Below are 26,493 nucleotides of genomic sequence, written 5' to 3'. Positions count from 1 at the left end.
TCCCCCCTTCTCTCCTTAACTGGGTACACCGTACCCGATTGCGCGTACGACGTACCCAGTTTTTCCGCGGGCACCTAGACTGAGCCGCATGACGAGCGGCAAGGGCGGCACCGAGACCAGCGGCAGCGGCGATATCCAGCGGACCCTCGAACTGCTGTGGGACACCGGCCGACGGCCCAGTCGCGGCCCCAAGCCGGGCCTGACACTCGACCGCATCGTGGAAGCCGCCGTCCGGGTCGCGGACGCCGAGGGCCTGGAGGCGGTGTCGATGCGACGCGTCGCCGCCGAGCTGGGCACCGGCGCGATGTCGCTGTACCGCTACGTCCCCGGCAAGGCCGAGCTGCTCGACCTGATGCTGGACCGCGTGCAGCGCCCGTCGGAGAACCCCGCCGACCTCGGCGACGGCACCTGGCGCTCGGCGCTGGAGGCCATGGGCCGCGCGACCCTCGCCCTCTACCGCCGCCACCCCTGGCTGCTCCGGGTCAACCAGTCCCGCCCGATCCTCGGCCCCAGCGCCATCGACGGCATGGAGAAGGTCCTCTCCCGCATCCGCCCGATGGGCCTGTCCGACCGCGAACTGGTCTCGGCGATCATCCTGGTCGACTCGTACGTCGTCGGCGCCGCGCGCACCCAGGTCCACCAGGAGGAGGCGGAGCGCCGGACGGGGCTGACGGACGCGGAGTTCTGGGAAGCCCAGGTCCCGGTCCTGGAGAAGGTCATGGCCAGCGGCCGCTACCCGATCATGGCTTCCCTGGACGAGAACACCTGGGGCCCGGACTTCGACCACTTCGAGTTCGGGCTGCAACGGATCCTGGACGGCCTGGAGGCCCTGGTGGCCCAGCGGCGGGAATCGGTCGGCTGATCCACGGCTGATCCACGGCTAATCCCGGCGCCGCAGCCGCCGCAGGCCGAGGAGGAGCGCGCAGGCGACGACCACGGCGACGGCTCCGGTTCCGGCCGAGAAGCCGCCGTCCTCCTTCTCCCCGGAGGCCGAACTGCCGTCGCCGGACGGCGACTTGGAGGATCCCTCGGACCCCCCGGACGCCCCGGACCCCCCGGACGCACCGGGCGCGTCCAGCGGCTCCACCGAACTCTGGGCGCCCTCGTTGCCGAACATGACCTTCGTCCCGTCGGCGGTGTACGTCACCGACTCACCCTGCCCCAGGGACGGCACGCCGAGCCGACCGGTGCGCTTGATCCGGCCGCCGTTCCAGTCGTAGACGAGCGAGCCGAAGTAACTGCGGATGACGAGCTGTTCGCCGTCCGGGGAGAACGCGGCGTCGGTGGCCTCCAGGTCGGCGACGGGGGCGATGGGCTTGAAGACGTTCGTGCCGGAGGCGGACAACTCCGCCGGGCCCTCGTACAGGTGCCCGCCCGCCTCGTTCTTGTCGATGATGTAGACGCGCCCGGTCTTCGGATGCACGACGAGCGACTCGGCGTCCCGCGCCCCGTCGGAGTACTGGACGACGTACTGCGTGGCCCGGACGGTCTCGTCCCTCAGCTCCTTGGGCTCGGGCAGCTGATAGATCCAGACGTGGTCCCAGGTGCCGCCGAGGTTGTCGCCGATGTCGCCGACGTAGATCTGGTTGCCGGGCCCGATGGAGATGGCCTCGACGTCGCGGGGGCGGCCGACGCCGGTGAGGGTGAGGGTGGCGACGGTCTCGCCGGTCGCGCTGTCCACGGCGTACAGGTAGGCACCGTCGTCGCTGTCGTTGTGGGTCCAGTAGACGCCGGGGTGCTGACGGGAGGCGGCGAGGCCGCTGGACTCGGTGATACGCGGATCCCTGATCGTGAACCCCTCGTCCCCGTCGGCGGCGGAGGCGGTCGGCACGGCGAGCGCGCCCGTGAGGAGGGCCGCGGCGAGGAATGCGAGAGGTCGGCGCATGCCGTCAAGACTGCCACCCCGCCCGGCGTTTCACCGAAGGTGGTGGGCCTCACACCCCGGCCTCCCCGCTGATCGTTCATGATGAGCGGATGCTCAGGTTCATGCCCGTAGGCGACTCCATGACCATCGGCAGCGCGGGCGAACACACATGGCGTTACCGGATGTGGCGGCACCTGTGCGAGACGTACGGCGGGCCCTTCGCGATCGTCGGCCCGCGCGAGACGCTGTACGACAAGACGGCGCAGGCGCCGGTGTCGTACGCCTACGCCGAACCGGACTTCCCGCGCGCCCACCTGGCCGGCTGGGGCGAGGGCTGGCTGCACATGGCTCCGCTGATCGGCGGGGCGGTACGCGACTGCCGCGCGGACGTGCTGCTGGTCTCCCTGGGCCTGATCGACCTCGGCTTCTACACGAACGCCGAGCAGACGGCGGAGAACGTCCGCGCCTTCATCGCCGGCGCGCGCGAGGGGAACCCGCGCATCCGCATGGCCGTACTCCCCGTGATACCGAACGTGCGCTGCATGTCCGACGCGCCCTTCGCCGAGCAGGTCGCCGCCTTCAACGAGCTCCTCGCGAAGACGGTCGCCGACCTGGACGAACCGCGCTCGCCGCTGCTGCTGGCGTCGCCGCCGGCGTCGTACGACATCCACACGGACACCTACGACGGCACCCACCCGAACGCGAACGGCGAGCACAGGATCGCGGAGGCGTTCGCGGCGGCGCTGTACCAGGGGTGGGGGCTGGGCGGGGACTACGAGGACTGATCGGCCACGGCGCGCACGAGGGCGTCGGCGCATGCACCGGAAGCCGTTCTCTCGTTCATAACGCCCTCGGTACCGATTGCCTCGCCCCGGCCGTTTGCCCTTCAGTTGACGGTGGACAAACATGCGATTATCGTATGGGAAATCCTTGGCGAAATTGTACTCAGGGGCAGACGCGGCTCTGAGCTCGAAATGCCGCACCCGGAAGGACGGTGCGGTAATGACTTTCCGCGCTCGCAGTCTTTTGTCGCCGCAGTCATCGGATTCCTGGGAACGGCGATAGGCGGAGCATCCACTGCACCGGCACCCACCGCTACGCCGGCATGCCCTACGGCCCGTCCGCCCACGGCACCCTGTACTCCCTGCCACACTGTCCAGGTGGATTCCGACTTCTATCCGGACGTGGTCGAAGCCGGCGGCTTGGCCGCCGCGCTGGAGCGGACGGCAGCCGACCTTCGTGTCCCTCTCGTTGTCGTTCCCAGCGGAGCAGGGACACCCGATTCGGTCGGTATCGCCTCCACGGCGCCCGGCCGGCTCCCGCTCGAGGTCATCGCGCGCCCCGACAGCCGGGCTTTCCAACTCGTCGGCCGGGCCGGGGACGTAGACATCGCCACCGGGGCGACACGGGAGCTCCGGGACGTCATCGCGGCGGGGGCGGCATGGGGGGCGGGCACGGCCGTGCCGCAGATGCGTGAGGCGCTGCCCTTCCTCTGGTTCGATCCGATCGCCGAGGCCCACGAACGCGGACCTGCCGCGGCGGTGGCGGCGCAGTGGGACCTGCTGCGGGAGAAGGCGGCCGGTACGCCGAGCTTCCCGGAGTTCGGCCTGCTGGTGGAGGCGGCGCACGCGGAAGCCCGGCTGCGGCGGCTCTTCCCGTTCACCAGCCACTGGACGGTCGCCTTCAGCTCCTGCACCGGGCGTCCCTACCGGGACGAGATCGCGATCAGGCCGCAGCCCGGCGGCGGGCAGTACATCGTCCTGCGGCATCCGAACACCGGAATGATCGGCGAAGCCGCCACCGCGAAGGAGGCGGTGGCGCTCGCCCTGGCGCACCTTCCGGAATCCGTCGGTCCGGTTGTCGCGGGGTTCACCGGCAGGCCCGACTGACCATTCCACCTTTTCCTCGCAATCCCATTTCCCGGGATGGCGGGGCGAGGGCCCGGCGCCCTATTTCCGTTCCTCTTCTCACGGCCGTCCGACTATTCTCCCGGGTGGCCATGTCCGGATTTCCCGAGGCCAAAAAGGGCGGGTGCCGGACGGAGCCGACCCGTCTCCGACGAACCGAGGACATTGATGAGAGGAATACGACCGGGGCGCCCCGGCCAACGAAGAGGCGCCCGCAGACGCACAGCCGGGGCCCTGGCCCTCGCCGTGCTGGCCGGCGTGCTCGCCGCGTATCCGGCCGCCGCGGACGAGACCGCCGACGACACCGTCGTACCGATATCCCGCACCGCCCGGCAGCAGGTGGTGGACCTCTGGGTGTCCGGAGGCACCGAGGTCCGCTCGGCCGCCGAGGCCGCCCTCGTCGGCACCGGCGACGACATCGTCACCTTCCTCATGACCTATGGGGACCAGCGGCTCCAGGACTTCCGGGTCGAGGCGGCCCAACTGGCCGACATGGGCGGAGAGAACACGCTCGAAGCCGTCCGCACCGCGCTGACCGGCAGCGAGGGCGACCTCGCCCGCTTCATGGAGTCGGGCTGGAAGGAACCCCTGGAGCAGGACCAGCGGGTGCTGGTTGCCCGGGCGATCGACGCGGGCGGCCCCGAGGTGCGGGAGCGCGGCCGGGCGGCGCTCGCCGGCACCGCCGAGGACGTCCAGACGTTCCTGGGCACGGGACTCGCGGCGGCCCAGGAGCAGGACGACCGGGTCCTGGTCGCCCAGATCATCGCCGCGGGCGGCACCAATGTGCGGGCCGCCGGGCGCCTCGCGCTGAGCGGCACCATCGACGACGTACGGGAGTTCCTGGACGTCGGACAGTTCGTCGCCCGCAGCCGCGACCAGGAGCACGCGACCATCGCGGAGCTGGCCGCACAGGCGGAGCGGGCGGGCAAGCTCGCCGCCGCGGAGACCGCGAAGGCCGAGGACGCCTCCGCCGCGGCCGTCGCGGCCGCCGCGCAGGCCAAGAAGGCCGCGCAGGAGGCGGCCGCGGAGGCCGAGGCCACGCAGGAGGACACCGAGGACGCGGCACGCGCCGCGAACCGGGCGGCGAGCGCGGCCTCGGGGGCCGCGAAGGCCGCCCAGCGGGCGATCTCCGCCGCCAACTCCGCCGAGCAGTCCGCCCGGGTGGCGGCGGCAGCGGCGGCCCAGGCGGCGGCAGCGGCGGTCGGCGCCGCCAACGCGGCCTCCAACGCGCGCAACGCGGCGGCCGCCGCCTCGACGGACGCCGCCAACGCGGACGCGGCGAGGAACGCCGCCACCAAAGCCAGTGACGCGGCCAAGGGCGCCGACCGGGCGGCGGACGCCGCCGACCAGGCGGTAAAGGCCGCCCATGCCGCCGGTGACGCCGCCAGGTCCGCCGCCAGCGCGGGCAGCAACGCCGCCGCGGCGGCCGACGCGGCGGTGCAGGCCAGTCAGTACGCCGGAGCGAGCAGCTCCGCGGCGGCGAACGCCCGTGCCGCGGCGGCCTCGGCGCACCGGCAGGCCGCAGAGGCCAATCGGGCCGCGGGTCAGGCCGAATCGCTCGCCCGCAAGGCGGCCACGGCCGCCGCGGACGCCCGGGACGCGGCACGCTCGGCCGCCCAGCACGCCAGGAACGCGGCGACTGCCGCGCGGCAGGCCGCGGACAGCGCGATCGACGCGGCCACCGCGGCCGCGAAGTCCACCGCCCACGCCCAGGCGGCCACCGAAGCGGCGAACGCCGCCTCCAAGGCCGCCCAGCAGGCCCAGACCGTCTACACGCTGGCCCGCGAGGTCGAGGCGGCGGAGTTGCTCGGCCGTACCAACGCCGGCATCGAGAACGCCCGCGACCTCAAGGCCCAGGAGGCAGCGGAGAAGGAGAAGCGCGCGCAAGAGGCCGCAGCGACCGCCGAACGGCAGCGCACCGCCGAGGAGTTGGCGCGGCAGGCCCAGAGCGGCACCGACGACGAGGAGATCGCCCGGCAGGGCCGGCAGCTCGCCCTGCTCGACATGAAGGACGGCAAGCCCTGGCTGCGCGCCGCCGCCCAGGAGGCGCTGGGCAGCGACACCGCCGGAGTCGTCGCGTATGTGCGCACCGGCCGGGCCGAGGCCCAGGCGCAGGACGACCGCTCGGACGTGGAACGCCTCGCCGAGGAGAGCTCCGTCAAGGAGGTCCGCGACGCGGCGGAGGCGGCGCTGGACGGCGACGCGGCCACAATCAGCGCGTTTCTGCGCGAGGGCCAGTACGAGGCCGGCCGGGAGTCGTTCCGGGTGGCCATCGCCCAGGCGGCCGACTCCGGGGGCCCCAACGTCCAGGACAAGGCGCGCCAGGCGCTCCAGACCGGCACCACCGAGGCCTACCGCACCTTCCTGACCAAGACTCTCGCCGAGGCCCAGGTCGAGGACGACCGGGTGACCGCCGCCCAGCTGGTCGACAGCGGTGCCCCGGAGGTCGCCTCCGCCGCGCGGATCGCCCTGGAGGGCCCCGCCGACCTGCTGCACCGGTTCGTGCAGGCCGGGCAGTACACCGCCCAGCGCAAGGACCTGCTGGCGGTGACCCACCAGTTGCAGGTCCAGCAGCTCGTGGCCGAGGCCGCCCAGGTGGCCGCGAAGGCACAGCACGACGCCGCCGACGCCCAGGCCCACGCGGCGACGGCCCGTAAGGCGTCGGCCGAGGCGCAGCAGTGGGCGACGAAGGCGCAGCAGTCCTCCGACCAGGCGGACCGGTACGCCACCCAGGCCGACCAGTACGCCAAGGATGCCGAGGCCTCCGCACAGCGGGCCGCGGAGTCGGCGCGGACGGCGCGTGCCGCGGCCGACCGGGCCGACACCGCCGCGCGCAACGCCGCCCGGTCGGCCAGCGACGCGACCGTGTCGGCGGAGCTCGCCCAGGCCTCCGCCGGTTCCGCGTGGGCCTCGGCCGCCCAGGCCCAGACCTCGGCGGAGCGGGCGGGCAAGAGCGCCGCCGAGGCGGCCCAGGCCGCGACCGAGGCATTCGTGGCCACGATTCAGAAGTACCGCGAGGAGGAGGAAACCCGCCGCCGCGCGGCCGTCGCCGCGAAGGAGGCGAAAGAGAAGGAGGGCGTCACGCCCGCCGAGCTCTACCGGTGCGGAATCCTGGGCTGCGAGGCGGTCGAGAACCCCGGAAGGTGGTGTCAGCACCACGAGGTCTACTGCGACGTGCTCTCCCAAGGGCCCGCCTTCGAGGCGAGCATGAAGCAGCTCAACGACGCCATCAACGCCGTCACCGGCCTCACCCAGCTGGAGAACTGCGCCCGCAAGGGCGATCTGGAAGCCTGCTGGGAGCTGAACCGCGACGTGGTCATGTCGGCGAAGTTCCGCATGCTGGGCGTCGCCTACAAGACGCTGCTGAACCTCCAACGCGGCTGCACCCAGTGCTTCCTGCCCGGCACCCGCGTCCTCATGGCGGACGGCGACACCGTACCCATCGAGAAGGTCCAGGCCGGCGACCTGGTCCGGGCAACCGACCCGGAGACCGGCGAGACCGCGGCCCGGCGGGTCGCACAGCGGATCGTCACCCCGGACGACGACAAGTACCTCGCCGCCCTCACCATCCGGGGACCGACCGGTGAGCGCGCCCACCTCTCGGCCACCCACGAGCACCCGTTCTGGAGCGGCAGCCTCCACGCCTGGGTGCCCGCGGAAGACCTGCGGCCCGGCGACAGCCTGCGCACCGACGACGGCACGACCGCCACGGTCCTCGCCAACCAGTCGTACCTCCGCAAGACAACGACCTACAGCCTCACCGTCGAGGGGCTGCACTCCTTCTACGTCCTGGCCGGAGACACCCCGGTCCTGGTCCACAACTCGGAGTGCAAGGTCCTGGTCCTCGGTGTGCGGGAGCATGTCGGGGAGGCGACCACGAACCTCAAGGGATACAACTTCATGGATCCCAAGTACGAGCGGGTGGAGGCCTACCTGCCCGGCGGCGTACCGTTCACCGGTTGGATGTCCGGTGTCACCAACGTGCTGCGGAGCAACGGCAAGATCGCGGTGAGCCTGAAGGGCTTCGACCCGCCCAGCGGCACCTACCAGCAGAAGTTCAACCAGGCCGTGGCGAACGGCCAGGGCAGCAACTGGCGCTCCACGGAATGGGAGATGGCCCAGATCGCGAAGTACCACGCCAGGGGCGACCTGGACTGGGACAACGTGACCTTCTACGACGACCTGGGCAACGTCGTGAAGATCGACCCGCCCAACTGACCCCGTGAGGGCAGCGCCCCGTCAGGGGTGCTGCCCTCACCGGCGCGGGCTCTCGACCGCTTGCCTTGAGCCCACTCCAAGCCGTTGGCTTGAGCACCATGAAGTACACGCAGCTCGGACGCACCGGACTCAAGGTCAGCCGCCTCGTCCTCGGCACGATGAACTTCGGCCCGCAGACCGAGGAGGCCGACAGTCACGCCATCATGGACGCGGCGCTGGACGCGGGCATCAACTTCTTCGACACCGCCAACGTGTACGGCTGGGGCGAGAACAAGGGCCGTACCGAACGCATCATCGGCAACTGGTTCGCCAAGGGCGGTGACCGGCGGGACAAGGTCGTCCTCGCCACCAAGGTGTACGGGTACATGGGCCTGGACGACATCGAGCCCTGGCCCAACCACAACAAGCTCTCCGCCCTCAACATCCGCCGCGCCGTCGACGCCAGCCTCAAGCGGCTGCAGACCGACTACATCGACGTCTACCAGTTCCACCACATCGACCGGGCCACACCCTTCGAGGAGATCTGGCAGGCGATCGACGTCCTGGTCCAGCAGGGCAAGATCCTCTACGTCGGTTCGTCCAACTTCCCCGGCTACAAGATCGCCCAGGCCAACGAGATCGCCGCCCGCCGGGGCGGCACCATCGGCCTCGTCAGCGAGCAGTGCCTCTACAACCTCTTCGAGCGCCGCGCCGAGATGGAGGTCATCCCGGCCGCGCAGGACTACGGCCTGGGGGTCATCCCCTGGTCGCCGCTGCACGGCGGACTGCTCGGCGGGGTCCTGAAGAAGGAGACCGAGGGCGGGCGCCGGGCCTCCGGTCGGGCCGCCGGCACCCTCGCGGAACCGGCTGCCCGTGCGCAGATCCAGGCGTACGAGGACCTGCTCGACAAGCACGGAGTGGAACCCGGCGAGGCCGCCCTCGCCTGGCTGCTCACCCGGCCCGGCGTGACCGGCCCGATCGTCGGTCCGCGCACCGCCGGGCAGCTGGAGTCCGCGCTGCGGGCGGTCGAGCTGGAGCTGTCGGAGGAGCTGCTGGCCGGGCTGGACGAGATCTTCCCGGGGCCGGGGCCGTCGCCGGAGGCGTTCGCCTGGTAGCACGCCTAGGGCCTGTCGTTTGGATCAGGTCGGCTGAGAGAGACCACGCCTTTCACCGACCCGAGCGGGGTCTGGTGCGTGCAGCTGCAAGGCGGAGGAGGGCGGCGACGCGATGGGGGTCCCCCCGCGCGAGCGCATTCGAGCGTGGGGGAGTCGGCAACCGACGACAACGCGGCTGGGGTCCCCCCACGCCTTTAAGGCAGTGGGGGAGCGCGTGCCAGGCCCCGCGACGCCGGCATGATCCAAACGACAGGCCCTAAGCGGATCGGGGTGGCGGGCGGCGGGCGGCGGCTAGTTTCCGAATGCCGCCGCCACCGCCACCACCACGAACATCAGCACAAGCGCACCGGCCATGATCCGGTTCCGGGTTTTCGGGTCCACGTATCGAGACTAACCCGCCCCGCCGAGCGGCCAGCGGGCGACCGCCTCATAACGGGGCTGCGCGCCCGGCACTCCGGACTTCGGCAGGTTGCTGCGCACCAGCGCCAGCTCGTCCACGATCCACGTGCGGCCCGTGAACCCGGCCAGCGCGTCGAGATACGGCCGTACGTTCCTGGCGTCCCGGCTGCGGGCCAGCGTCAGGTGGGCCTTGTACCGCCGGTGCTCCCCCATCGTCACGCCCGCCTTCCGCGCCGCCGCCTCCGCCCGCTCGGCCAGCAGCCGCATCGTCGCGAGGTCCCCCTCCGCCCCGGCCCACAACGCCCGCCCCTGCCCGAACTGCCCCCCGCCCCGCAGGGCCAGCTCGAACGCCCGCGTCCGGTGCGCGGCCCGCTCCAGCCGGACCGCCAGCTCGGGTGCGACGTCGTCGTCCACCTCCCCGTAGAACGCGAGCGTGAAGTGCCACCCGGGCAGCCCGGTCCAACGCAGCCCGTCCGCACCGGGCAGCTTCTTCAACTCGGCGATCTCGGTGGCGAGTTCGCGGGTGACGTCCTCGGGGGGCAGTACGGCGGCGAAGAGTCTCATGGGGCCAGTGTCCCTCTCGCGTCGCCGGGTCCGGGCGTGTCCTCGTCACCGTGCGTATCGTTGTACTGCGCGGCTGTGCGCGACCGAGCGGCAGCCGGGGAGGAGCGCCACGATGACCGTCCTTGAAGACAGGATCGACATGGCCGAGGAGTGCGGCGAGCTGACTCTGGACGTCTTGTTCGAGTGGCTCGAGAAGATGCCCATCCCCGAGGGAACGAAAGTCGAGATCGTCGGGGGGAACATCTTCATGTCACCGCAGCGGCAGAACCACTGGGAGATCATCTTCGGCATTGCGGAGCAGTTGCGCGCCAAGTACCCGCGCAAGCGGCTTGCATCGGACGTGCGGATCGACTTCCCCGGGCATCTGAACGGCTTCGCCTGCGACCTGGCGGCCATGGCCGAACGGTCAGTGAAGGACGGCAAGGGCCGCTGGCGCTATCAGGACGTCGAATTCGTGGCCGAGGTCATCTCCAAGGACACTTCGCTCAACGACTACGGCCCGAAGAAAGACGCCTACGCCGCGGCCGAAGTGCCGGTGTACCTGATCGTGGACCCGTACACCGGCGAGTGGCATCTGCACACCCTGCCGAAGGACGGCAAGTATCACAGTGACGTCAGCTTCTCCTTCGGCGAGGACATCGACCTGACCAGTACCCCGGTCGGCCTGGTACTCAAGACCGACGAGTTCCCCCGCGACTGACCCACCGGCTCACGCCGCCCTGGCCAGTTCCTCCCGCTCCTCCCGGGGAACGAACCGCACCCGCGGATGACCGGCGTTCCAGCCCACTGCCAGCCGCAGGCCCCCCACGCGGGCCAGGATCAGGCCGATGGTGAGGGCGGCCAGGGCCGCCACCGCGCCGCCGGTCGCGAGGCCGACGCGGGCGCCGTAGGTGTCCGTGATCCAGCCGACGATCGGGGCGCCGACCGGGGATCCGCCCAGGAAGACCATCATGTACAGGGCCATGACGCGGCCCCGCATCGCCGGGTCGGTGGCCATCTGGAGGCCGGTGTTGGCGGTGACGTTGACCGTCATGCCGAAGACGCCGAGCGGGATCATCAGCAGGGCGAAGAGCCACAGCGACGGGGTCACCGCGGCCACGATCTCCACCGCGCCGAACACCAGCGCCGCCGCGGCCAGCAGCCGCATCCGCGCCGTGCCCCGGCGGGCGGCGAGCAGCGCGCCCGTCACCGAGCCGACCGCCATCAGCGTGTTGAACAGGCTGTACGTGCCCGCGCCGACGTGGAAGACCTCGTCCGCGAAGGCCGAGAGGTAGACCGGGAAGTTGAACGCGAACGTGCCGATGAAGCCGACCAGCACGATCGGCCAGATCAGCTCCGGGCGCCCGGCGACGTACGACAGCCCCTCCCGCAGCTGCCCCTTGCCGCGCGGGGCGCGCTGGACGGGGTGCAGCTCACGCGCGCGCATCAGCAGCAGGCCCGCGATCGGGGCGACGTAGGACAGGCCGTTGAAGAGGAACGCCCAGCCGGTGCCCACGCCGGTGATCAGGAGGCCGGCGACGGCGGGGCCGATCATGCGGGCGGACTGGAAGTTCGCGGAGTTGAGGCTGACGGCGTTCTGGAGCTGGTCGGGGCCGACCATCTCGCTCACGAAGGACTGCCGGGCGGGGTTGTCGACGACCGTGGCGAGGCCGACCGCGAAGGCGGCGACGTACACGTGCCAGACCTCGACGCGGCCGGTCAGGGTGAGGGCGGCGAGGGCCAGTCCCGTGATCGCCATCGACGTCTGGGTGACCAGCAGCGTGGGGCGCTTGGGGAGGCGGTCGACCAGGACACCGCCGTAGAGGCCGAAGAGCAGCATCGGCAGGAACTGCAGCGCCGTCGTGACGCCGACGGCCGTGGCGGAGCCGGTGAGGCTGAGGACCAGCCAGTCCTGCGCGATGCGCTGCATCCAGGTGCCGGTGTTGGAGACGACCTGGCCGAGGAAGAACAGGCGGTAGTTGCGGACCTTCAGCGAGCGGAACATCGAGGACTTGCGCTCGATGCGGTCATCAGGGGTGTCGTGGGTGGTCGGTGCGGGGGCGGAGTCTGCTCCGGGTCCCGTACTCAAAGGGGTTCGCCTCCTCGGGTGGTGCGGTCACAGATGCGCGAGCTTCTCCAGCACGGGGGCGGCGGCGCGCAGTTTCGCCCACTCGTCCTCGTCGAGGTCCGCGGCCAGCGAGGCCAGGAACGCGTTCCGCTTGCGACGGCTCTCTTCGAGCATCGCCTCGGCCCGCTCCGTCTGCGTGACGACCTTCTGGCGCCGGTCCTCGGGGTGCGGCTCCAGCCGGACCAGCCCCTTGGCCTCCAGCAGCGCGACGATGCGGGTCATCGACGGCGGCTGTACGTGTTCCTTGCGGGCGAGTTCGCCCGGGGTGGCGGTGCCGCAGCGGGCCAGGGTGCCCAGGACCGACATCTCGGTCGGGCTCAGTGACTCGTCGACCCGCTGGTGCTTGAGCCGACGGGACAGCCGCATCACGGCCGATCGCAGAGAGTTCACGGCGGCAGCGTCGTCGCCATGGGTGAAGTCCGGCATGTTCTTTAGCTTATCTCATTACCCTCGCTAAAGAACACCCGCGACACGCCCGGATGCCCGTGAGACGTGCCACGAAAACTCACCTTCATCCATACGGGTGATCCGGTTGCAAAAGATGACCCGCCGCCCGCGAGCGCCCCCGACCCTCGTGTCCATGGGAACCACCAGCGTGCTCAGCCTGCGTATAGACGGTGACCTGCTCGAACGTCTGCGGCACCGAGCCGCGAAACGCGGCATGAGCGTCCAGGACTATGTCATCCAGACGCTCATGCGCGACGACTTCGACGAGCGATTCCAGGCCGCCGTCGAGGAGACGGAGCGGTTCTACGGGGTCACATGACCCTTCAGTCCGGGCTCGGCGTGGCTCAGGTCAGGCCCAGCGCCGGCATCAGGTAGTAGAAGGCGAACACCGCCGACACGGCGTACATCGCCGCCGGGACCTCCCGGCCCCGGCCCGCCGCCAGGCGCAGCACCACGAAGGTGATGAAGCCCATGCCGATGCCGTTGGTGATCGAGTAGGTGAACGGCATCATCAGCATGGTCACGAAGGCCGGGACGGCGATCGTGTAGTCCGCCCAGTCGATCTCCTTGATCGAACCGGCCAGAATCAGGAAGCCGACCGCGACCAGCGCGGGCGTGGCCGCCTGGGACGGGACCATCGTGGCGACGGGCGTGAGGAAGAGCGCCACGGCGAACAGCCCGCCCGTGACGACGTTCGCGAAGCCGGTACGGGCGCCCTCGCCGACGCCGGCCGTGGACTCCACGAAGGCGGTGGTGGCCGAGGAGGAGCTGGCGCCACCCGTGGCGACGGCGACGCCGTCGACGAACAGGACCTTGTTGATGCCCGGCATCTGACCCTGCGCGTCGGTCAGCTTGGCCTCTTCGCTGACGCCCATGATCGTGCCCATCGCGTCGAAGAAGGCCGACAGCAGGACCGTGAAGACGAACAGGACGCCGGTCAGCACACCGACCTTGGCGAAGCCGCCGAACAGGCTGACCTGGCCGATCAGGCCGAAGTCGGGGGTGGCGACGGGGTTGCCGGGCCACTTGGGGGTCGTCAGACCCCAGGACGGGATGTCGGCGACGGCGTTGACGATCACCGCGAGCACCGTCATCGTCACGATCGAGATCAGGATCGCGCCGGACACCTTCCGCACGATCAGCGCCAGCGTGAGCAGCGCGCCGAGAACGAAGATCAGCACCGGCCAGCCGGTGAGGTGCCCGGTGGTGCCGAGCTGGAGCGGCACGGTGGTCTGGGCGGCGTCCGGGATACGGGAGACGAAACCGGCGTCGACGAGACCGATCAGCATGATGAACAGGCCGATACCGATGGAGATGGCCTTGCGCAGGCCGTACGGCACGGCGTTCATCACGCGTTCGCGCAGACCGGTGGCGACCAGCACCATCACCACGAAACCGGCCAGCACCACCATGCCCATGGCGTCCGGCCAGGACATCCGCGGGGCGAGCTGGAGCGCGACGACCGAGTTGATCCCCAGACCGGCGGCCAGCGCGATCGGTACGTTGCCGATGACGCCCATCAGCAGGGTGGTGAACGCCGCGGTCAGCGCCGTCGCGGTGACCAGCTGACCGTTGTCGAGCTGGTGGCCGTACATGTCCTTGGCGCTGCCGAGGATGATCGGGTTCAGCACGATGATGTAGGCCATCGCGAAGAAGGTGGCGAAACCGCCTCGGACCTCACGGGCGAGCGTGCTGCCGCGTTCCGAGATCTTGAAGTAGCGGTCGAGGGCGCCGTACGCGGGCGCGCCGCCCGGCTGCTCGGGCGCGGGAGCCTTGGGGGAGGCCGAGGTGGGCATTTGGTCTTTCCTGCGAACAGAACCGGTCAAAGGCAAACTGTTTCAGTATGAACATATGAGGGAAGAAGTGCCATCTCCGCGCGTAGACCCATTCGGGGGACGGGCTCCCGGGCCCGCCTCGTAAGCTGTGCCCATGGCGAAGTGGACCCCCAAGCACGAGGCGCCGGAGCCCCTGGAGGGCCCCGTGGTCGGCACCATCATCGGCGGCACGATCGTCTGGTTCGTCCTCTTCCTGGTCCAGCTGCCCTTCTACGGCTGGTTCGACGAGCACGGCCACACCTGGTGGCTGTGGACCTGCCTGGCCGGCGGCGGCCTGGGCCTGATCGGCGTCTGGTACGTCCGCAGGCGCGACGCCGCCATCAAGCGCACGGCGGCGGCACGCGAGCAGACGACACCGGCGCCGTGACCCCCGTAGGACCAGGTGCGTACGGCCCACGGGAGCTCCCGTACACCCGAGGCACTACGGACGTCCTCCCGTAGTCGGATCTTCACCCCACTCGGGGGGTGAAGGCCCAAATCCGCCCGTACCGTCGAATGCATGACGCACATCGACGCGGGCGCCGGTCTCGATGCCGCGCACCCCTTGCGCGCGCCCTCTCCCACCACCGGGCTCACCGCAGCCGAGGTCGCCGAGCGGGTCGCGCGGGGCGAGGTCAACGACGTGCCGGTGCGCAGCAGCCGGTCGATGGCCGACATCATCCGCGCCAACGTCTTCACCCGGTTCAACGCGATCATCGGCGTGCTCTGGGCGATCATGCTGGTCGTCGCGCCGATCCAGGACAGCCTCTTCGGCTTCGTCATCCTCGCCAACACCGGCATCGGCATCCTCCAGGAGTGGCGGGCGAAGAAGACCCTGGACTCCCTGGCCCTGATCGGCGAGGTCCGGCCGACCGTGCGGCGGGACGGGGTGGCCGCCGAGGTCAGTACGGCGGAGATCGTGCTGGACGACCTGATCGAGATCGGGCCGGGTGACAAGGTCGTCGTCGACGGGGTGTGCGTCGAGGCCGACGGGCTGGAGATCGACGAGTCACTGCTCACCGGCGAGGCCGACCCGGTCGTCAAGCGGCCGGGGGACCAGGTCATGTCCGGCAGCTTCGTCGTCGCCGGGGTGGGGGCGTTCCAGGCCACCAAGGTGGGGCGGGAGGCGTACGCCGCACAGCTCGCCGAGGAGGCGTCGCGGTTCACGCTGGTCCACTCCGAGCTGCGCTCGGGCATCTCCACGATCCTCAAGTACGTGACGTGGATGATGATCCCGACCGCCATCGGCCTCATCATCAGCCAGCTGGTGGTGAAGCAGACCGACTTCAAGGGCTCCGTCGCCCGCACGGTCGGCGGCATCGTCCCCATGGTCCCCGAGGGCCTGGTGCTGCTCACCTCCGTCGCCTTCGCGATCGGCGTGATCCGGCTCGGCCGCAAGCAGTGCCTGGTCCAGGAGCTGCCCGCGATCGAGGGTCTGGCCCGCGTCGACACGGTCTGCCTGGACAAGACCGGCACCCTCACCGAGGGCGGCATGGACGTCACCGAGCTGCGCACGCTCAACGGCTACAACGAGGCGTACGTACGGCAGGTGCTGGGCGCCCTCGGCGAGTCCGACCCGCGCCCGAACTCCTCCCTCCAGGCGATCATCGACGCCTACCCCGACAACGACGACTGGCGCTGCGTCGAGGCGCTGCCCTTTTCCTCCGCCCGCAAGTACAGCGCCGCGTCCTTCAGCGAGGGCAACGGCGAGTCCAGCACGTGGCTCCTGGGCGCCCCCGACGTACTGCTCGACGAGGACGACCCGAACCTCGCCGAGACCGACCGGCTGAACGAGCAGGGCCTGCGCGTGCTGCTGCTCGCCCGCACCTCCGGCGACCTGGACTCCCCCGAGCTCGTCCGGGACGCCAAGCCCGCCGCACTCGTCGTACTCGAACAGCGGCTGCGTCCCGACGCCGCGGACACCCTGCGCTACTTCGCCGACCAGAACGTCGCCGCCAAGGTCATCTCCGGGGACAACGCGGTGTCGGTCGGCGCGGTGGCGAGCAAGCTGGGGCTGGCCGGTACGACGGTGGACGCGCGGCGGCTGCCCAGCGACCGGGACAGGATGGCCGAGGCCCTCAACGAGGGCACGGTGTTCGGGCGGGTCACCCCGCAGCAGAAGCGGGACATGGTGGGCGCGCTGCAGTCCCACGGGCACACGGTCGCGATGACCGGCGACGGCGTGAACGACGTGCTCGCCCTGAAGGACGCCGACATCGGGGTCGCGATGGGCTCGGGGTCGGAGGCGACGCGGGCGGTGGCGCAGATCGTGCTGCTGAACAACAGCTTCGCCACGCTGCCGTCGGTGGTGGCGGAGGGGCGCCGCGTCATCGGCAACATCACGCGCGTGGCGACCCTGTTCCTGGTCAAGACGGTGTACTCGGTGCTGCTGGCGATCCTGGTGGTGTGCTCGCAGGTCGAGTATCCGTTCCTGCCGCGCCATCTGACGCTGCTGTCCACGCTGACGATCGGCGTCCCGGCGTTCTTCCTCGCCCTGGCGCCCAACAAGGAACGGGCCAAGCCCCACTTCGTGCGGCGGGTGATGCGGTACTCGATCCCGGGTGGGGTGCTGGCCGCGGTGGCGACGTTCGCGACGTATCTGATCGCTCGGCAGTACTACACGGGGCCTGATGCGTTGGGCGCGGAGACGAGTGCGGCGACGCTGACGTTGTTCCTGATCGCGATGTGGGTGCTGGCGATCATTGCCCGGCCCTACACGTGGTGGCGGCTGGCGTTGGTGGCGGCGATGGGGGCGCTGTTCGTGGTGGTGCTGGTGGTGCCCTGGCTGCAGGACTTCTTCGCGCTGAAGCTGGTGGGGATGACGGTGCCGTGGATCGCGGTGGGGATCGCGGTAGGGGCGGCGGTCGTCCTGGAGGTTCTGTGGAAGTGGGTCGACCGCCGGTTCCCTGCGTAGCGCTCCCGTCGAGGGCGACGTACCTACCGCACGTCCACGAAGTCACCCGGCGCCGCGACCGCCGTGGCCGTCGTGCCCTTGTTGGTCTCGAGGGTCTTGACCTTGGTGTACGTCGTGGCGTTCTTCTTGCAGAACTGCAGCTCCACCGGCTGGGTCGAGTAACCGGCGTACGTGCCGGTCTCCCAGTCGGCGCGGGTCAGCCTGCCGGTGACGGTGAGGGTCTTGCCCTTCTTCACCGGCTCCGGCGAGGCGTTCACCGTCAGCTGCGCGGCACGCCGTACCAGCGTGGTGCCGAGGTCGCCCTTGTCGGCGTAGCCGACCTTGGTGATGTCGAACTCCTCGCCCGGGTAGATGTCGATCCTGCCGGTGCAGGTGGCGGTGGTCGCGGAGTTGACCGTGCAGGTGGCGGGCTTGAGGCCGGTGAGGGGGGCGCTGCTCGGGGTGGCGAGCGAGCCGCGGTGGAGCACGGGGTTGGTGACGAAGTCCTCGGCCTTGATGTCGACGTCCGCGCCGTGGGTCAGCTTGTACGTGACGGTGGTGGAGTAGTGACCGGTGGCGCCGACCTTGATCGCCTTGGTGGTCTTGAAGTGCGAGAAGGTGACGTTCAGGTCGTACGGCCGGCCGGGGGCGGCGTGCACGGCCGGTGCGGCGAGGGTGGAGAGGGCCAGGGCGCCGGTGACGGTGGCGACAGTGGCTCGTATGCGCATGCGTTCCACCGGCCCCGGACGGCTTCCGGGGCCGGCCGCTCGGCGAGTCAGCCGGTCACCCGGAGCTCGACGAGGACCGACGGCGCGCCCCCGGACCCCTCGCCGACGGACTCGAAGCCGCCCTTGGGGATGCTGATCGAGGTGGTCCTGCCGTTGCTGGTCAGGTCGGCGCGGATCGGGTGGTCCGCGCCTGCCTCCACCATGAAGACCTCGGGAAGCTCCAGAGTGAGGCGGCCGGTCTTCCCCATCGCCTTGAAGCAGTAGGTGCCGGCCCGGCCCACGGAGTCGTCCTTGCGGGTGAGCACCCGAATCTGCTGGGCGGCCGGGTCGCACTCGGCCAGCAGAATGCCGCCGTCGCCCTTCTTCAGCAGGATTCCCTTTTCGGCGAGTATCCGGTCGGCCCCGGGATAACCGTAGTCCTCGACCGCGAAAGGCGGAGCCGAATCGGCCGGGGATTGCGGCGGATCATCTGCTGAGGCAGCGGAAATACCGGCCAGCGTTGCACACGTGGCCGCCATTCCGAAAACGACCAGATTTCGGACACGGAAAGGCACCGAAGAGTCCCTTCCGGCGTGGATCCCCGCATCGAGAAACCCCCGCCAGGATGCGATGACAAAAGTAGAGATACGCGGGCCGCGACCGCCCTTGGCCACCAGATACGCCCAGACCAGCCGGTTGCGTACAGGCGCAACCGGTCCCCGTTTACCCCCTGCCGACAAGAAAAGTTCACGGTGTTCCCCGACTGGTCAGGCCGGTCACCGCAAAAGTAGAGCCGGGACACACCTTATGGACAGACCCACCCCGCGTCAACTCTCAGCCGCTCAACACCCATTCGAGCGCTCCCACCTATGCTTACCACCGACCATTCGGCGACTCGCATTCGGGGGTCGTCGCCGATTACCGAGACAGGTGCTCTCAGTGAATCGAAGAACCAACCAGTTCGATGCTGCTTGGAAAACGAAACACCTGATAGGCCGGGCGGCACTGACGGTGCTGCCCCTGACGATCGCCGCCGGACTGCTCGGCCCCGCTCCGGCCCTGGCCGCCGGTTCGCCCGCCGACGACACGGGTACCGCGAGCAGCGCGTACACGGACCGGGCCCGCGTCGTGGAGCTGTGGAAGGCGGGCGGGCCCGGGCTTCGGGCCGCCGCCGAGGTCGCCCTCACCGGCGGCGACAACGACGTACGGCACTTCCTCGACGACGTCGCGCCCGAGGCCGCCCACCAGGACGACCGCGTACAGACCGCGCAGCTCGCGAGCATCGGCGGGCGCGGTCTCCAGGAGGCCGCCCGCAAGGCGCTGACGGGGACCGAGGCCGACCTGAAGGCGTTCCTGAAGGACGGCTGGAAAGCGCCGCTGGAGCAGGACCAGCGCGTCCGCATCGCCCAGATCATCGACGCGGGCGGGCCTGGTGTGCAGAAGGCCGGCCGCGCCGCGCTCGCCGGCACGCCCGATGACATGGCCGCCTTCCTCAACGACGGCCAGTACACGCAGCGCGAGGAGGACGAGCGGGTCCAGCTCGTGCAGATCATGAGCACGGGCGGCCCCAACGTGCGGGCCTCGGGCCGTATCGCCCTGGACGGAACCGCCGCCGACGTCCGCGAGTTCCTGCAGGTCGGACAGTACGTCGCCCGGTCGCGCGACCAGGAACGCGCAACCGTCGCCCAGCTCGCCGCCCAGGCGAAGGCGGCCGGACGGCTGGCGGCGCAGGAGACGGAGGCGGCCAAGGACGCCTCGGCGCGGGCCATCGCGGCCTCCGCCCTGGCCAAGGAGGCCGCGCAGAAGGCCGCGACCGAGACGGAGGCGGCCCGCAAGGACTCGGTGCGCGCCGCGTCCGCCGCCTCCCGCGCGGCCACCGCCGCCAACCAGGCGGCCAGGGCGGCCCAGCAGGCCATCGACGCGGCCCGCGCCGCGAACAACTCGGCCCGCACCGCCGCCAACGCGGCCACCCAGGCGGCGTCCGCGGCCGCCGGCGCTGCCCAGGCCGCCAGCCGGGCCCGCGGGGCGGCCGCAGACGCGGCGGCGGACCACAGCAAGGCGACCGCGGCCCGCAAGGCCGCCGACGACGCCAACGCCGCGGCCAAGGGCGCCCGGCTCGCGGCCGACGCCGCCCACCAGGCCGGTATCGCCGCGACCGCGGCCGGGGACGCGGCCAGGGCCGCGGCGAGCGCCGGCAGCAACGCCAACGCGGCCGCCAGCGCCGCGACCGACGCCGGCCGTTACGCGGACCAGGCGGGCGCCAGCTCCGCCGAGGCCAGTGCCGCCGCCGCGGCAGCGCGCGCCCAGGCCGCGGAGGCCACCCGCGCCGCGAACGCCGCGGAGAGCCTGGCCCGGAAGGCGGCCACCGCCGCCAACGAGGCGCGCGACGCGGCCAACTCGGCTGCCACGCACGCCGAGAACGCGGCCAAGGCTGCCAAGGAGGCCGCCGACCACGCCACGGACGCCGCGAAGGCGGCGGCCCAGGCGACCGCTCACGCGAAGGCCGCCAAGGAGGCGGCCGACTCCGCGAGCACGGCCGTGACCAGGGCCCGGACGGTGCACACGCTGGCCCGGCAGATCGAGGCCGAGGAACTGACCGCCCGGACGAACGAGGCCGTCGCGCGGGCCAGGGAGCTCAAGGCGCAGGAGGAGCAGCGCGAGGCGGCGCAGGACCGAGTGGCGCAGGCCGCCGCGGATCTGGAGGCGGACGCCCTGCGGCTGAGCACGGCTGCCGCCGCGCCGGACGCCGATGTGCAGCGGGTGGCCGACGAGGGCCGTGACGTGGCGTTGCGCACGCTGAAGACCCGTGGCCCCTGGAGCCGCTCGGCGGCAGGGCAGGCGCTGTCCGGTGACGCCGACGACGTGGTGGCGTACGTCCGTTCGGGGCGGGCCGACGCCGCACGGCAGGACGAGCGGTCCCGCGTGGAGTCGCTGGCCCTGGACTCGCCGTCGGCCGGCATCCGCAGGGGGGCCGAGCAGGCCCTGGCCGGTGACTCGGCAGCGATCAGCACCTTCCTGAAGGACGGTCAGTACGAGACGGTGGCGCAGGACATGCGCCTCTATATCTCGCGGGTGATCGCGGACTCGGGTCCTGGCGTCAAGGAGGCGGGGCGCGCGGCGCTGAGCTCGAACTCCGTGGACCGGTTCCGCGCCTTCATCACCGACGGCCAGTACACGGCCCGTACCGAGGACGAGCGGGTGCGCGCGGCGCAGCTCATCGACAGCGGCGGCCCCGAGGTCAAGGCAGCGGCCCGGATCGCGCTGGAGGGCCCCGACCCGCTGCTGCACGCCTTCATCCAGCAGGGCCAGTACCAGGCGCAGCGCAAGGACCAGCTCGCGGCGAGCCATGTCGCCCTGGTGCAGCAGATGATCTCCGAGGCCGCCTCCGTGGCCGCCACCGCGCAGAAGAACGCGGCAGATGCGGGCAAGGTCGCCGCGACCGCGCGCAAGGCCGCCGCGGACGCCGCCGCGTACTCCAAGCAGGCGGACGCATCGGCGAAGGCCGCCAAGGGATACGCCGACGACGCCAGGAAGTCCGCCACCGAGGCGGAGACGTCCGCGGCGAACGCCGCCGCCTCCGCCCGCACGGCACGGGCCGCGGAGCGCGACGCCCACGCGGCGGCGGCCCGGGCCGTCACGTCGGCCACGCAGGCGCAGGCGTCCGCGAACTGGGCCCAGGGCTCCGCCGACGAGGCGTGGACCGCCGCCCGGGAGGCCCGCGCGTCGGCGACGGCCGCGGGCAAGGAGTCGGCCGCGGCCGACAAGGCCATGCTGGAGGCCTTCCGGACGGCGGTCGCCAAGCAGATCGAGGAGGAGGCCGAGTTCCGCAGGACCGAGGCAGCCTGGCGGCAGGCCCAGAGCGAGGAGGCCCCGGAGGAGGAGACCGACGACGGCTGGATCCCGGACTGGCTGGAGGACAAGGCGGACACCGTCCTCATCTACGGCGAGGCCATCCTCACCAACCCGGACGTCTGGGCCGGGCTCGCCGAGACGGGCACCGGTGTCCTGATGATGGGCGTGGGCGCGTCCGGTGACATCGCAGGCGGTGCGCTGTGCATCACCGGCATCGGCTGCCTCGCCGGCGCTCCGGCCATCGCCGCGAGCACGACCCTGGTCGTGGGCGGCGGGTTCACCGCCGCCGACGGTGTCGGCCGCTTCAGCGACGGCCTGGGCCAGGCGCTGCGCGAGGCGCAGAGCAAGAGCAGTGCCGTACAGAAGGCGCAGACCGGGCCGAAGCCCGCGCCGAAGGGCGGCCTGCCGGGGTTCCCCAACGCGGCGAAGGCCAAGCCGAAGACGCCGGTGCAGGGCGGCGGCGGTATGCGCAAGCGCTGGAAGGACCCCAAGTCCGGTGAGATCTACGAATGGGACTCGCAGCACGGCACGGTCGAGAAGTACAACAAGCGCGGCAAGCACCTCGGGGAGTTCGACCCGGACACTGGAGCCCGGACCAAGCCCGCAGACCCGACCCGGAAGGTAACACCGTGATCTTCCTTGTCACCCGTTATGCCAAGGACGAGGACTTCCCCGACTCGTCCACCGACGTCACCGCGGTCGGCGCGGAGGCCTTCGGCGAACTCCTGGGGATGCCGGCGGACCAGCTGGCCGACGTGTATCCCCTGAAGGAGGAGCACGCCGAGCGCTTCCAGCAGCTGACCGGTATCGCGCTCGACCTGGAGAAGTACGACTACTTCCTGGAGCCCGAGGCGGACTGACGAGACGAACAGGGGCCGTCCGAAGGACGGCCCCTGTGGCTCAGTCGAACCAGCGGTCGCGGGCCAGTTCCGCGGTCCTGGACGGGTCCTCCAGCAGCGCCGCCACCTCGAAGCGCCGCGGCCACTGCCCCGCCGCCCAGGCCAGCCCCGCCGCGACGCCCTCCAGGGTCGCGGCGTGCAGGACACCGTCGGAGGTGAGCCGCCAGTCGATCTCCACGCCGTCGACGACGAGTTCCTCGTGCTCGACGTACGCATCCGGCGTCCGCGCCCCCAGCAGCACCCGCACCGACTCCGGTACATCGTGCTCGGTGCCCTCGGAGTCGACCTCGCCGGTTACGGACTCGCTCAGCCGCCGCACCTGGAACAGCTCCGCCAGCTCGGCGGCGCGCGACGGCGGCACCGGCAGCAGCGGGACGCCCTCGGTGAACGGCAGCAGGTCGGGCGAGTCGACGACCACCGCGTCGGCCGCGTCCACGACCTCGACCCGCCCGTCGACCACGGCCCGCAGCTCGTCGGGCAGGGTCACCTGCTCGGGGTCCAGCTCGGCCAACGCACCGTAGAGGGCGTGCAGTTGGGCTCCGGTGACCGGCCGCTCGGGGTCGGCGAGCCGGTCCAGCAGCTCGGCCGCGCCGCCCGGCTCGTCGAGGAGGGCGGCCACCGAGGTGCGTACGCCGAGCGCCCAGAGCACCTGCTCGTCGTGGAAGCCGGTCGCGTCGGCCTCGTCGTACAGGCCGCGCAGCAACGGGTCGCCGCCGGAGGCGAGGAGACCGGCCGGGCGGCGGCCGTCCAGCACCGGGTGCCCCCGCAGCCACCAGGCCGTGTACGGCCGTACGACCTCATGGGTGCCGTCGGGCAGCAGGATCCGCACCGGCTGGGTGAGCGCGTCCCGCAGCGGCGGCCGGGCGAGCAGGGCCAGGGCCTGCGGCCACTTGTCGTCGTCCACGAGGTCCAGGTCCCGTACGGCGACCAGCTCGGTGGCGACCGGCGGCACCGGCGAGTCGGGGAAGCGGTCGAGGATGTCCTCGCACCAGACGTCCACCGCGTCCAGCAGACCGGGGTCGTCCGGCTCGGCGTAGTCGCCTTCGCGGGGCTCCAGTTCGTCGGGGTCGAGGACGACGTCGGTGGCGCGTACGAGGGCGAAGTTGGCCAGCACGCCGCAGGCGGCCAGCGACTGCTCGCCGAAGCGTTCGGCCAACTCGGCGTCGACAGCGACAAGTTCACTCTCACGCATGACCTGCGCGAAGGGACTGCCCGGGAGGACAAGCTCACCGGCGGGCGCCAGTTCTCCCTCCTCGTCGGGGAGGGCGAGGGCGCCGAGCCAGGGCTCGTCACCCGGTTCCAGACCGGCGTCGCGGACGAGGGAGAGGACCGTGTCCGCCAGTTCCTCGGCGTCCAGGGCGTCCTCCTCCCAGGACGGCCCGCCCTCCTCGTCGAGCGAGGCGGCGACGGCGGCGCGCACCTGCGGGGTGGTGAGGACCGCGCGGGGTGTCGCGGCCAGCGCGCCGAGCTTCTCCAGGAGCGGATGCGCGGCGTCCGGGTGGGCGACCTTCAGGCCGAGCCGGGCGAGGGTCTCGGGCTCGACACGGACGGCGTCGGGGGTGGGCAGCAGCACCTGCCGGGGCCCGATGGTGGTCCGGCCGTCGGCGAGCGGCACGGGCAGGCCGGTGAGCCGGTCGGGGTCGACGCCCGCCAGGCTGTCGTACAGCCGCCGCCACCAGCCGGGCTCCTTCTCCAGCCCGGCCAGCCGGTCGACGGCGTCGGTCAGCCGGACCCGGGCGACGCCCAGCGTCCGCAGCTCCACGCGCCGCTCCAGCCCGGCGGGCAGCAGGGTGGGCAGCACCTCGGCGAGCACGCGCACGGTCTCGGCGCCGGCCCCCTCCACCACCTCGGCGTCGCGCGGCCGCAGCGACTCGGGCAGGTCCTCGTCGGGCCCCGTACCGGCCGGGGGCAGGAAGGAGGTACGCGGCAACCGCTGCAGAATGGCCTGCCGCAGCGCCCCGTCCAGTTCGGCCTTGCCCAGCGGTCCGGGCACGAGGTCGATGATCCCCTCGGTCACCGGCCGCCACTCGGCGAGCAGTTCGGCGTACGCGTCGGCGGCCTTGCCGACCAGGAAGTCGGTCAGCGGGCCGGGCGCGGCGTGCCGCCGGGTGGTGTCCAGCGGGAAGGACGCGATGAGCAGGGCGGGCACGCCGAGGGGCTCGTCGCTGGGGGTGGGGGCGTGTACGACGGGGCTGGTGCGCGGGCGCGCGGGGGTGCCGTCGGCGTCCACGGGCACGGCCCAGGTGACCGACCAGTACGGGCGCAGCCGCTCCTCGACCGGCCGGTCGGCGAGCAGATCCGGGGTGAGCGGGCCGTGCGCGACGGCGGTACGCCACCGGGTGACGCCGTCCCGCGAGTCCTCGACGACGGTCAGGCCGCCCTCGCCCCGCCGCCGCAGCGTGCGAGGAGCATCGGCCCCGATCTCGACGACGACCTCCTCCAATCCCGGCAGGGTGAGCAGCAGGGCGTCGTCGACGGCGTGCAGGAGGCGCTCGGCGAGATCGGCGGCGGCCGCGTCGCGCAGGGGGAGGATGACGACGGTGTCGTACGGGTCGGGGGCGGTGCCCTCGGCGGCGAACGGGAGGCGGAGGAGAGGGACGTGCCCGTCCCGACGGCGGATCTCGTCCCCCAGGCCGGGGCTGTGCCGGGCGGTGCCGGCGGCCAGGTCGCGGGCCTCGGCGAGGGACCAGCGGACACCGCCGTGCCGGCCGACGACGGCGGGCTCGTCGGTGACGGAGAGGACGGCCGCGAAGCCGACGCCGAACCGGCCGATCGACGGGGTGTCCCGTTTGGCGGAGGCGCGCAGCGTGGCGAGCGACTCGACGCCGGCCGCGTCCAGCGGGGCGCCGGTGTTGGCGGCGAAGAGAACGCCGTCACGGAGGGTGAGCCGCAGCCGGCCGGGCACGCCGGCGCGGGCGGCCGCGTCGGCGGCGTTCTGGGCCAGCTCGACGACGAGCCGGTCCCGGTAGCCACCGAGGACGAGATCCTCCTCGGCGTTGGCGTCCTCCCGGAACCGGGCCGGACTGGTGGCCCACGCGTCCAGCACCCCGCGCCGCAGCCGGGCGGTCCCGAACGGATCGGCCCCCTCGGCCGCCGGCCGCACGAACTTGCTCACGTTCACTCTCCTCATCGGCGTGAGGAGAAGGTATCGCTCCCAGCCACCGGCGCGCCGCTTGCCCGGCCCCGTGGGTGCCAGGGAGGCGACCGGGACACTCGCACGATACCGAGCGCCCGAGTCGCTCGGTATCGGTGAGCGCCTTTGGCCAGAACTGCGTTGCGTGATCGTCGGCCTGGAGTCCTACCTGGCACGCCCTGCACATGGCGCTCACCGGCTGCGCGGACGACGCTCGTGAGCCACCCCTGGGTGACCCGGCGTGGGCCGCGGTTCTCGGCGGAGCGCGGATCACACCGGACGGTGGCCGCTCGTCCAGCGGATCGTTCGACGACCTCCTGCTGCTCACCACTCCCGAGGTGCGGGCCGTCGACCGATTTCTGCAGCGCATCGATTCCGACCTCGGCCTCGACCGTTATCCCGTGCCCCTCCGTCGTACCGCTGCCGGACAACCTCCGGACAGTCACCGCACGTACCCGCTGAGTCACTTCTCACAGTAGGCACGGATGACCACGCTGAGTGACGTGAACCAGAAATCCAACTCAGTTGAGTTCGACTCATGACCGCATTCACCCCCCGGGGTGAACATCGCCAACTTCGCTCTGCGCACCCGGAG

Annotated in this window: 20 protein-coding genes; 12 read left to right on the top strand and 8 right to left on the bottom strand. The window is 71.6% G+C overall.

Annotation, left to right across the window (positions count from 1 at the left end; translation table 11 throughout):
- The first annotated feature begins 88 nt into the window (after positions 1–88).
- Positions 89–862: a TetR/AcrR family transcriptional regulator gene (locus HJD23_RS23355; protein ID WP_171114758.1), complete on the top strand. Its 774-nt coding sequence runs from the start codon at positions 89–91 to the stop codon at positions 860–862.
- An 18-nt stretch (positions 863–880) separates the two neighbouring features.
- On the opposite strand, the gene HJD23_RS23350 is transcribed toward HJD23_RS23355, so the two are convergent.
- Positions 881–1,885: a WD40 repeat domain-containing protein gene (locus HJD23_RS23350; protein WP_171114760.1), complete on the bottom strand. Its 1,005-nt coding sequence runs from the start codon at positions 1,883–1,885 to the stop codon at positions 881–883.
- 89 nt (positions 1,886–1,974) lie between these two features.
- On the opposite strand from HJD23_RS23350, the gene HJD23_RS23345 reads away from it, so the two are divergent.
- From HJD23_RS23345 to HJD23_RS23330, 4 genes are all read left to right on the top strand, one after another.
- Complete coding sequence (locus HJD23_RS23345) at positions 1,975–2,649, top strand: SGNH/GDSL hydrolase family protein (RefSeq protein WP_171114762.1); 675 nt, start codon at positions 1,975–1,977, stop codon at positions 2,647–2,649.
- A 375-nt stretch (positions 2,650–3,024) separates the two neighbouring features.
- Positions 3,025–3,753 carry a DUF6193 family natural product biosynthesis protein gene (locus HJD23_RS23340; protein ID WP_171114764.1) on the top strand — a complete coding sequence of 243 codons (729 nt, stop codon included), beginning with the start codon at positions 3,025–3,027 and terminating at the stop codon, positions 3,751–3,753.
- Between the two features lie 186 nt (positions 3,754–3,939).
- Positions 3,940–7,989 carry a polymorphic toxin-type HINT domain-containing protein gene (locus HJD23_RS23335; protein ID WP_171134073.1) on the top strand — a complete coding sequence of 1,350 codons (4,050 nt, stop codon included), beginning with the start codon at positions 3,940–3,942 and terminating at the stop codon, positions 7,987–7,989.
- Positions 7,990–8,087: 98 nt separating this feature from the next.
- Positions 8,088–9,083, top strand: a complete 996-nt coding sequence (locus tag HJD23_RS23330; protein ID WP_171114767.1) for an aldo/keto reductase — start codon at positions 8,088–8,090, stop codon at positions 9,081–9,083.
- 390 nt (positions 9,084–9,473) lie between these two features.
- Here the strand turns inward: HJD23_RS23330 and thpR are convergent, their stop codons facing one another.
- Positions 9,474–10,046, bottom strand: coding sequence for an RNA 2',3'-cyclic phosphodiesterase (gene thpR, locus HJD23_RS23325; RefSeq protein WP_171114769.1), 573 nt, complete (start codon positions 10,044–10,046; stop codon positions 9,474–9,476).
- A gap of 112 nt (positions 10,047–10,158) precedes the next feature.
- Here thpR and HJD23_RS23320 point away from each other — a divergent pair, with 112 nt between their 5' ends.
- Complete coding sequence (locus HJD23_RS23320) at positions 10,159–10,746, top strand: Uma2 family endonuclease (RefSeq protein ID WP_171114771.1); 588 nt, start codon at positions 10,159–10,161, stop codon at positions 10,744–10,746.
- A 9-nt stretch (positions 10,747–10,755) separates the two neighbouring features.
- On the opposite strand, the gene HJD23_RS23315 is transcribed toward HJD23_RS23320, so the two are convergent.
- Positions 10,756–12,114: an MFS transporter gene (locus tag HJD23_RS23315; protein ID WP_171114773.1), complete on the bottom strand. Its 1,359-nt coding sequence runs from the start codon at positions 12,112–12,114 to the stop codon at positions 10,756–10,758.
- A gap of 27 nt (positions 12,115–12,141) precedes the next feature.
- On the bottom strand, positions 12,142–12,579 hold the full coding sequence (locus HJD23_RS23310) for a MarR family transcriptional regulator (protein ID WP_171114776.1): 438 nt from the start codon (positions 12,577–12,579) through the stop codon (positions 12,142–12,144).
- A gap of 154 nt (positions 12,580–12,733) precedes the next feature.
- Between HJD23_RS23310 and HJD23_RS23305 the strand changes: the two genes are divergently transcribed.
- Complete coding sequence (locus HJD23_RS23305; protein WP_171114778.1) at positions 12,734–12,919, top strand: CopG family antitoxin; 186 nt, start codon at positions 12,734–12,736, stop codon at positions 12,917–12,919.
- A gap of 25 nt (positions 12,920–12,944) precedes the next feature.
- Here the strand turns inward: HJD23_RS23305 and HJD23_RS23300 are convergent, their stop codons facing one another.
- Complete coding sequence (locus HJD23_RS23300) at positions 12,945–14,396, bottom strand: NCS2 family permease (protein WP_171114780.1); 1,452 nt, start codon at positions 14,394–14,396, stop codon at positions 12,945–12,947.
- 133 nt (positions 14,397–14,529) lie between these two features.
- Here HJD23_RS23300 and HJD23_RS23295 point away from each other — a divergent pair, with 133 nt between their 5' ends.
- Entirely contained in the window at positions 14,530–14,802 is a 273-nt protein-coding gene (locus HJD23_RS23295; RefSeq protein WP_171114782.1) for a DUF2530 domain-containing protein, read from the top strand.
- Between the two features lie 132 nt (positions 14,803–14,934).
- Positions 14,935–17,328, top strand: coding sequence for a cation-translocating P-type ATPase (locus tag HJD23_RS23290; protein WP_171114785.1), 2,394 nt, complete (start codon positions 14,935–14,937; stop codon positions 17,326–17,328).
- Positions 17,329–17,351: 23 nt separating this feature from the next.
- Here HJD23_RS23290 and HJD23_RS23285 read toward each other — a convergent pair whose 3' ends face one another.
- Both HJD23_RS23285 and HJD23_RS44040 read right to left on the bottom strand, forming a co-directional pair.
- Positions 17,352–18,035, bottom strand: coding sequence for a hypothetical protein (locus HJD23_RS23285; RefSeq protein ID WP_171114787.1), 684 nt, complete (start codon positions 18,033–18,035; stop codon positions 17,352–17,354).
- A 47-nt stretch (positions 18,036–18,082) separates the two neighbouring features.
- The gene (locus tag HJD23_RS44040) at positions 18,083–18,553 is read right to left on the bottom strand and encodes a hypothetical protein (RefSeq protein WP_232107703.1); all 471 of its coding nucleotides are present in this window, start codon (positions 18,551–18,553) and stop codon (positions 18,083–18,085) included.
- A gap of 472 nt (positions 18,554–19,025) precedes the next feature.
- Here HJD23_RS44040 and HJD23_RS23275 point away from each other — a divergent pair, with 472 nt between their 5' ends.
- Together HJD23_RS23275 and HJD23_RS23270 are read left to right on the top strand one after the other, a co-directional pair.
- Complete coding sequence (locus HJD23_RS23275; RefSeq protein ID WP_171134072.1) at positions 19,026–22,499, top strand: colicin E3/pyocin S6 family cytotoxin; 3,474 nt, start codon at positions 19,026–19,028, stop codon at positions 22,497–22,499.
- Positions 22,496–22,726 carry a hypothetical protein gene (locus HJD23_RS23270; protein ID WP_171110786.1) on the top strand — a complete coding sequence of 77 codons (231 nt, stop codon included), beginning with the start codon at positions 22,496–22,498 and terminating at the stop codon, positions 22,724–22,726. Before HJD23_RS23275 ends, HJD23_RS23270 begins: the two co-directional genes overlap by 4 nt.
- Before the next feature lie 40 nt (positions 22,727–22,766).
- Here HJD23_RS23270 and HJD23_RS23265 read toward each other — a convergent pair whose 3' ends face one another.
- Positions 22,767–25,880 carry a molecular chaperone Hsp90 gene (locus HJD23_RS23265; RefSeq protein WP_171110785.1) on the bottom strand — a complete coding sequence of 1,038 codons (3,114 nt, stop codon included), beginning with the start codon at positions 25,878–25,880 and terminating at the stop codon, positions 22,767–22,769.
- Between the two features lie 197 nt (positions 25,881–26,077).
- Here HJD23_RS23265 and HJD23_RS23260 point away from each other — a divergent pair, with 197 nt between their 5' ends.
- Positions 26,078–26,377: a hypothetical protein gene (locus HJD23_RS23260; RefSeq protein WP_269475757.1), complete on the top strand. Its 300-nt coding sequence runs from the start codon at positions 26,078–26,080 to the stop codon at positions 26,375–26,377.
- The last annotated feature ends 116 nt before the right edge of the window (positions 26,378–26,493 follow it).

It is taken from the genome of Streptomyces sp. Z423-1 (genome assembly GCF_013009255.1).
Lineage (GTDB): Bacteria > Actinomycetota > Actinomycetes > Streptomycetales > Streptomycetaceae > Streptomyces > Streptomyces gossypiisoli.
This window is presented reverse-complemented; position numbering and strand designations above follow the sequence as displayed.

Bases quoted from the DNA above. Each gene is read 5' to 3' on its own strand.
- HJD23_RS23355 (WP_171114758.1), top strand. From the start codon at position 89: ATGACGAGCGGCAAGGGCGGCACCGAGACCAGCGGCAGCGGCGATATC.
- HJD23_RS23350 (WP_171114760.1), bottom strand. From the start codon at position 1,885: ATGCGCCGACCTCTCGCATTCCTCGCCGCGGCCCTCCTCACGGGCGCG.
- HJD23_RS23345 (WP_171114762.1), top strand. From the start codon at position 1,975: ATGCTCAGGTTCATGCCCGTAGGCGACTCCATGACCATCGGCAGCGCG.
- HJD23_RS23335 (WP_171134073.1), top strand. From the start codon at position 3,940: ATGAGAGGAATACGACCGGGGCGCCCCGGCCAACGAAGAGGCGCCCGC.
- HJD23_RS23330 (WP_171114767.1), top strand. From the start codon at position 8,088: ATGAAGTACACGCAGCTCGGACGCACCGGACTCAAGGTCAGCCGCCTC.
- thpR (WP_171114769.1), bottom strand. From the start codon at position 10,046: ATGAGACTCTTCGCCGCCGTACTGCCCCCCGAGGACGTCACCCGCGAA.
- HJD23_RS23320 (WP_171114771.1), top strand. From the start codon at position 10,159: ATGACCGTCCTTGAAGACAGGATCGACATGGCCGAGGAGTGCGGCGAG.
- HJD23_RS23310 (WP_171114776.1), bottom strand. From the start codon at position 12,579: ATGCCGGACTTCACCCATGGCGACGACGCTGCCGCCGTGAACTCTCTG.
- HJD23_RS23305 (WP_171114778.1), top strand. From the start codon at position 12,734: ATGGGAACCACCAGCGTGCTCAGCCTGCGTATAGACGGTGACCTGCTC.
- HJD23_RS23300 (WP_171114780.1), bottom strand. From the start codon at position 14,396: ATGCCCACCTCGGCCTCCCCCAAGGCTCCCGCGCCCGAGCAGCCGGGC.
- HJD23_RS23295 (WP_171114782.1), top strand. From the start codon at position 14,530: ATGGCGAAGTGGACCCCCAAGCACGAGGCGCCGGAGCCCCTGGAGGGC.
- HJD23_RS23290 (WP_171114785.1), top strand. From the start codon at position 14,935: ATGACGCACATCGACGCGGGCGCCGGTCTCGATGCCGCGCACCCCTTG.
- HJD23_RS23285 (WP_171114787.1), bottom strand. From the start codon at position 18,035: ATGCGCATACGAGCCACTGTCGCCACCGTCACCGGCGCCCTGGCCCTC.
- HJD23_RS44040 (WP_232107703.1), bottom strand. From the start codon at position 18,553: ATGGCGGCCACGTGTGCAACGCTGGCCGGTATTTCCGCTGCCTCAGCA.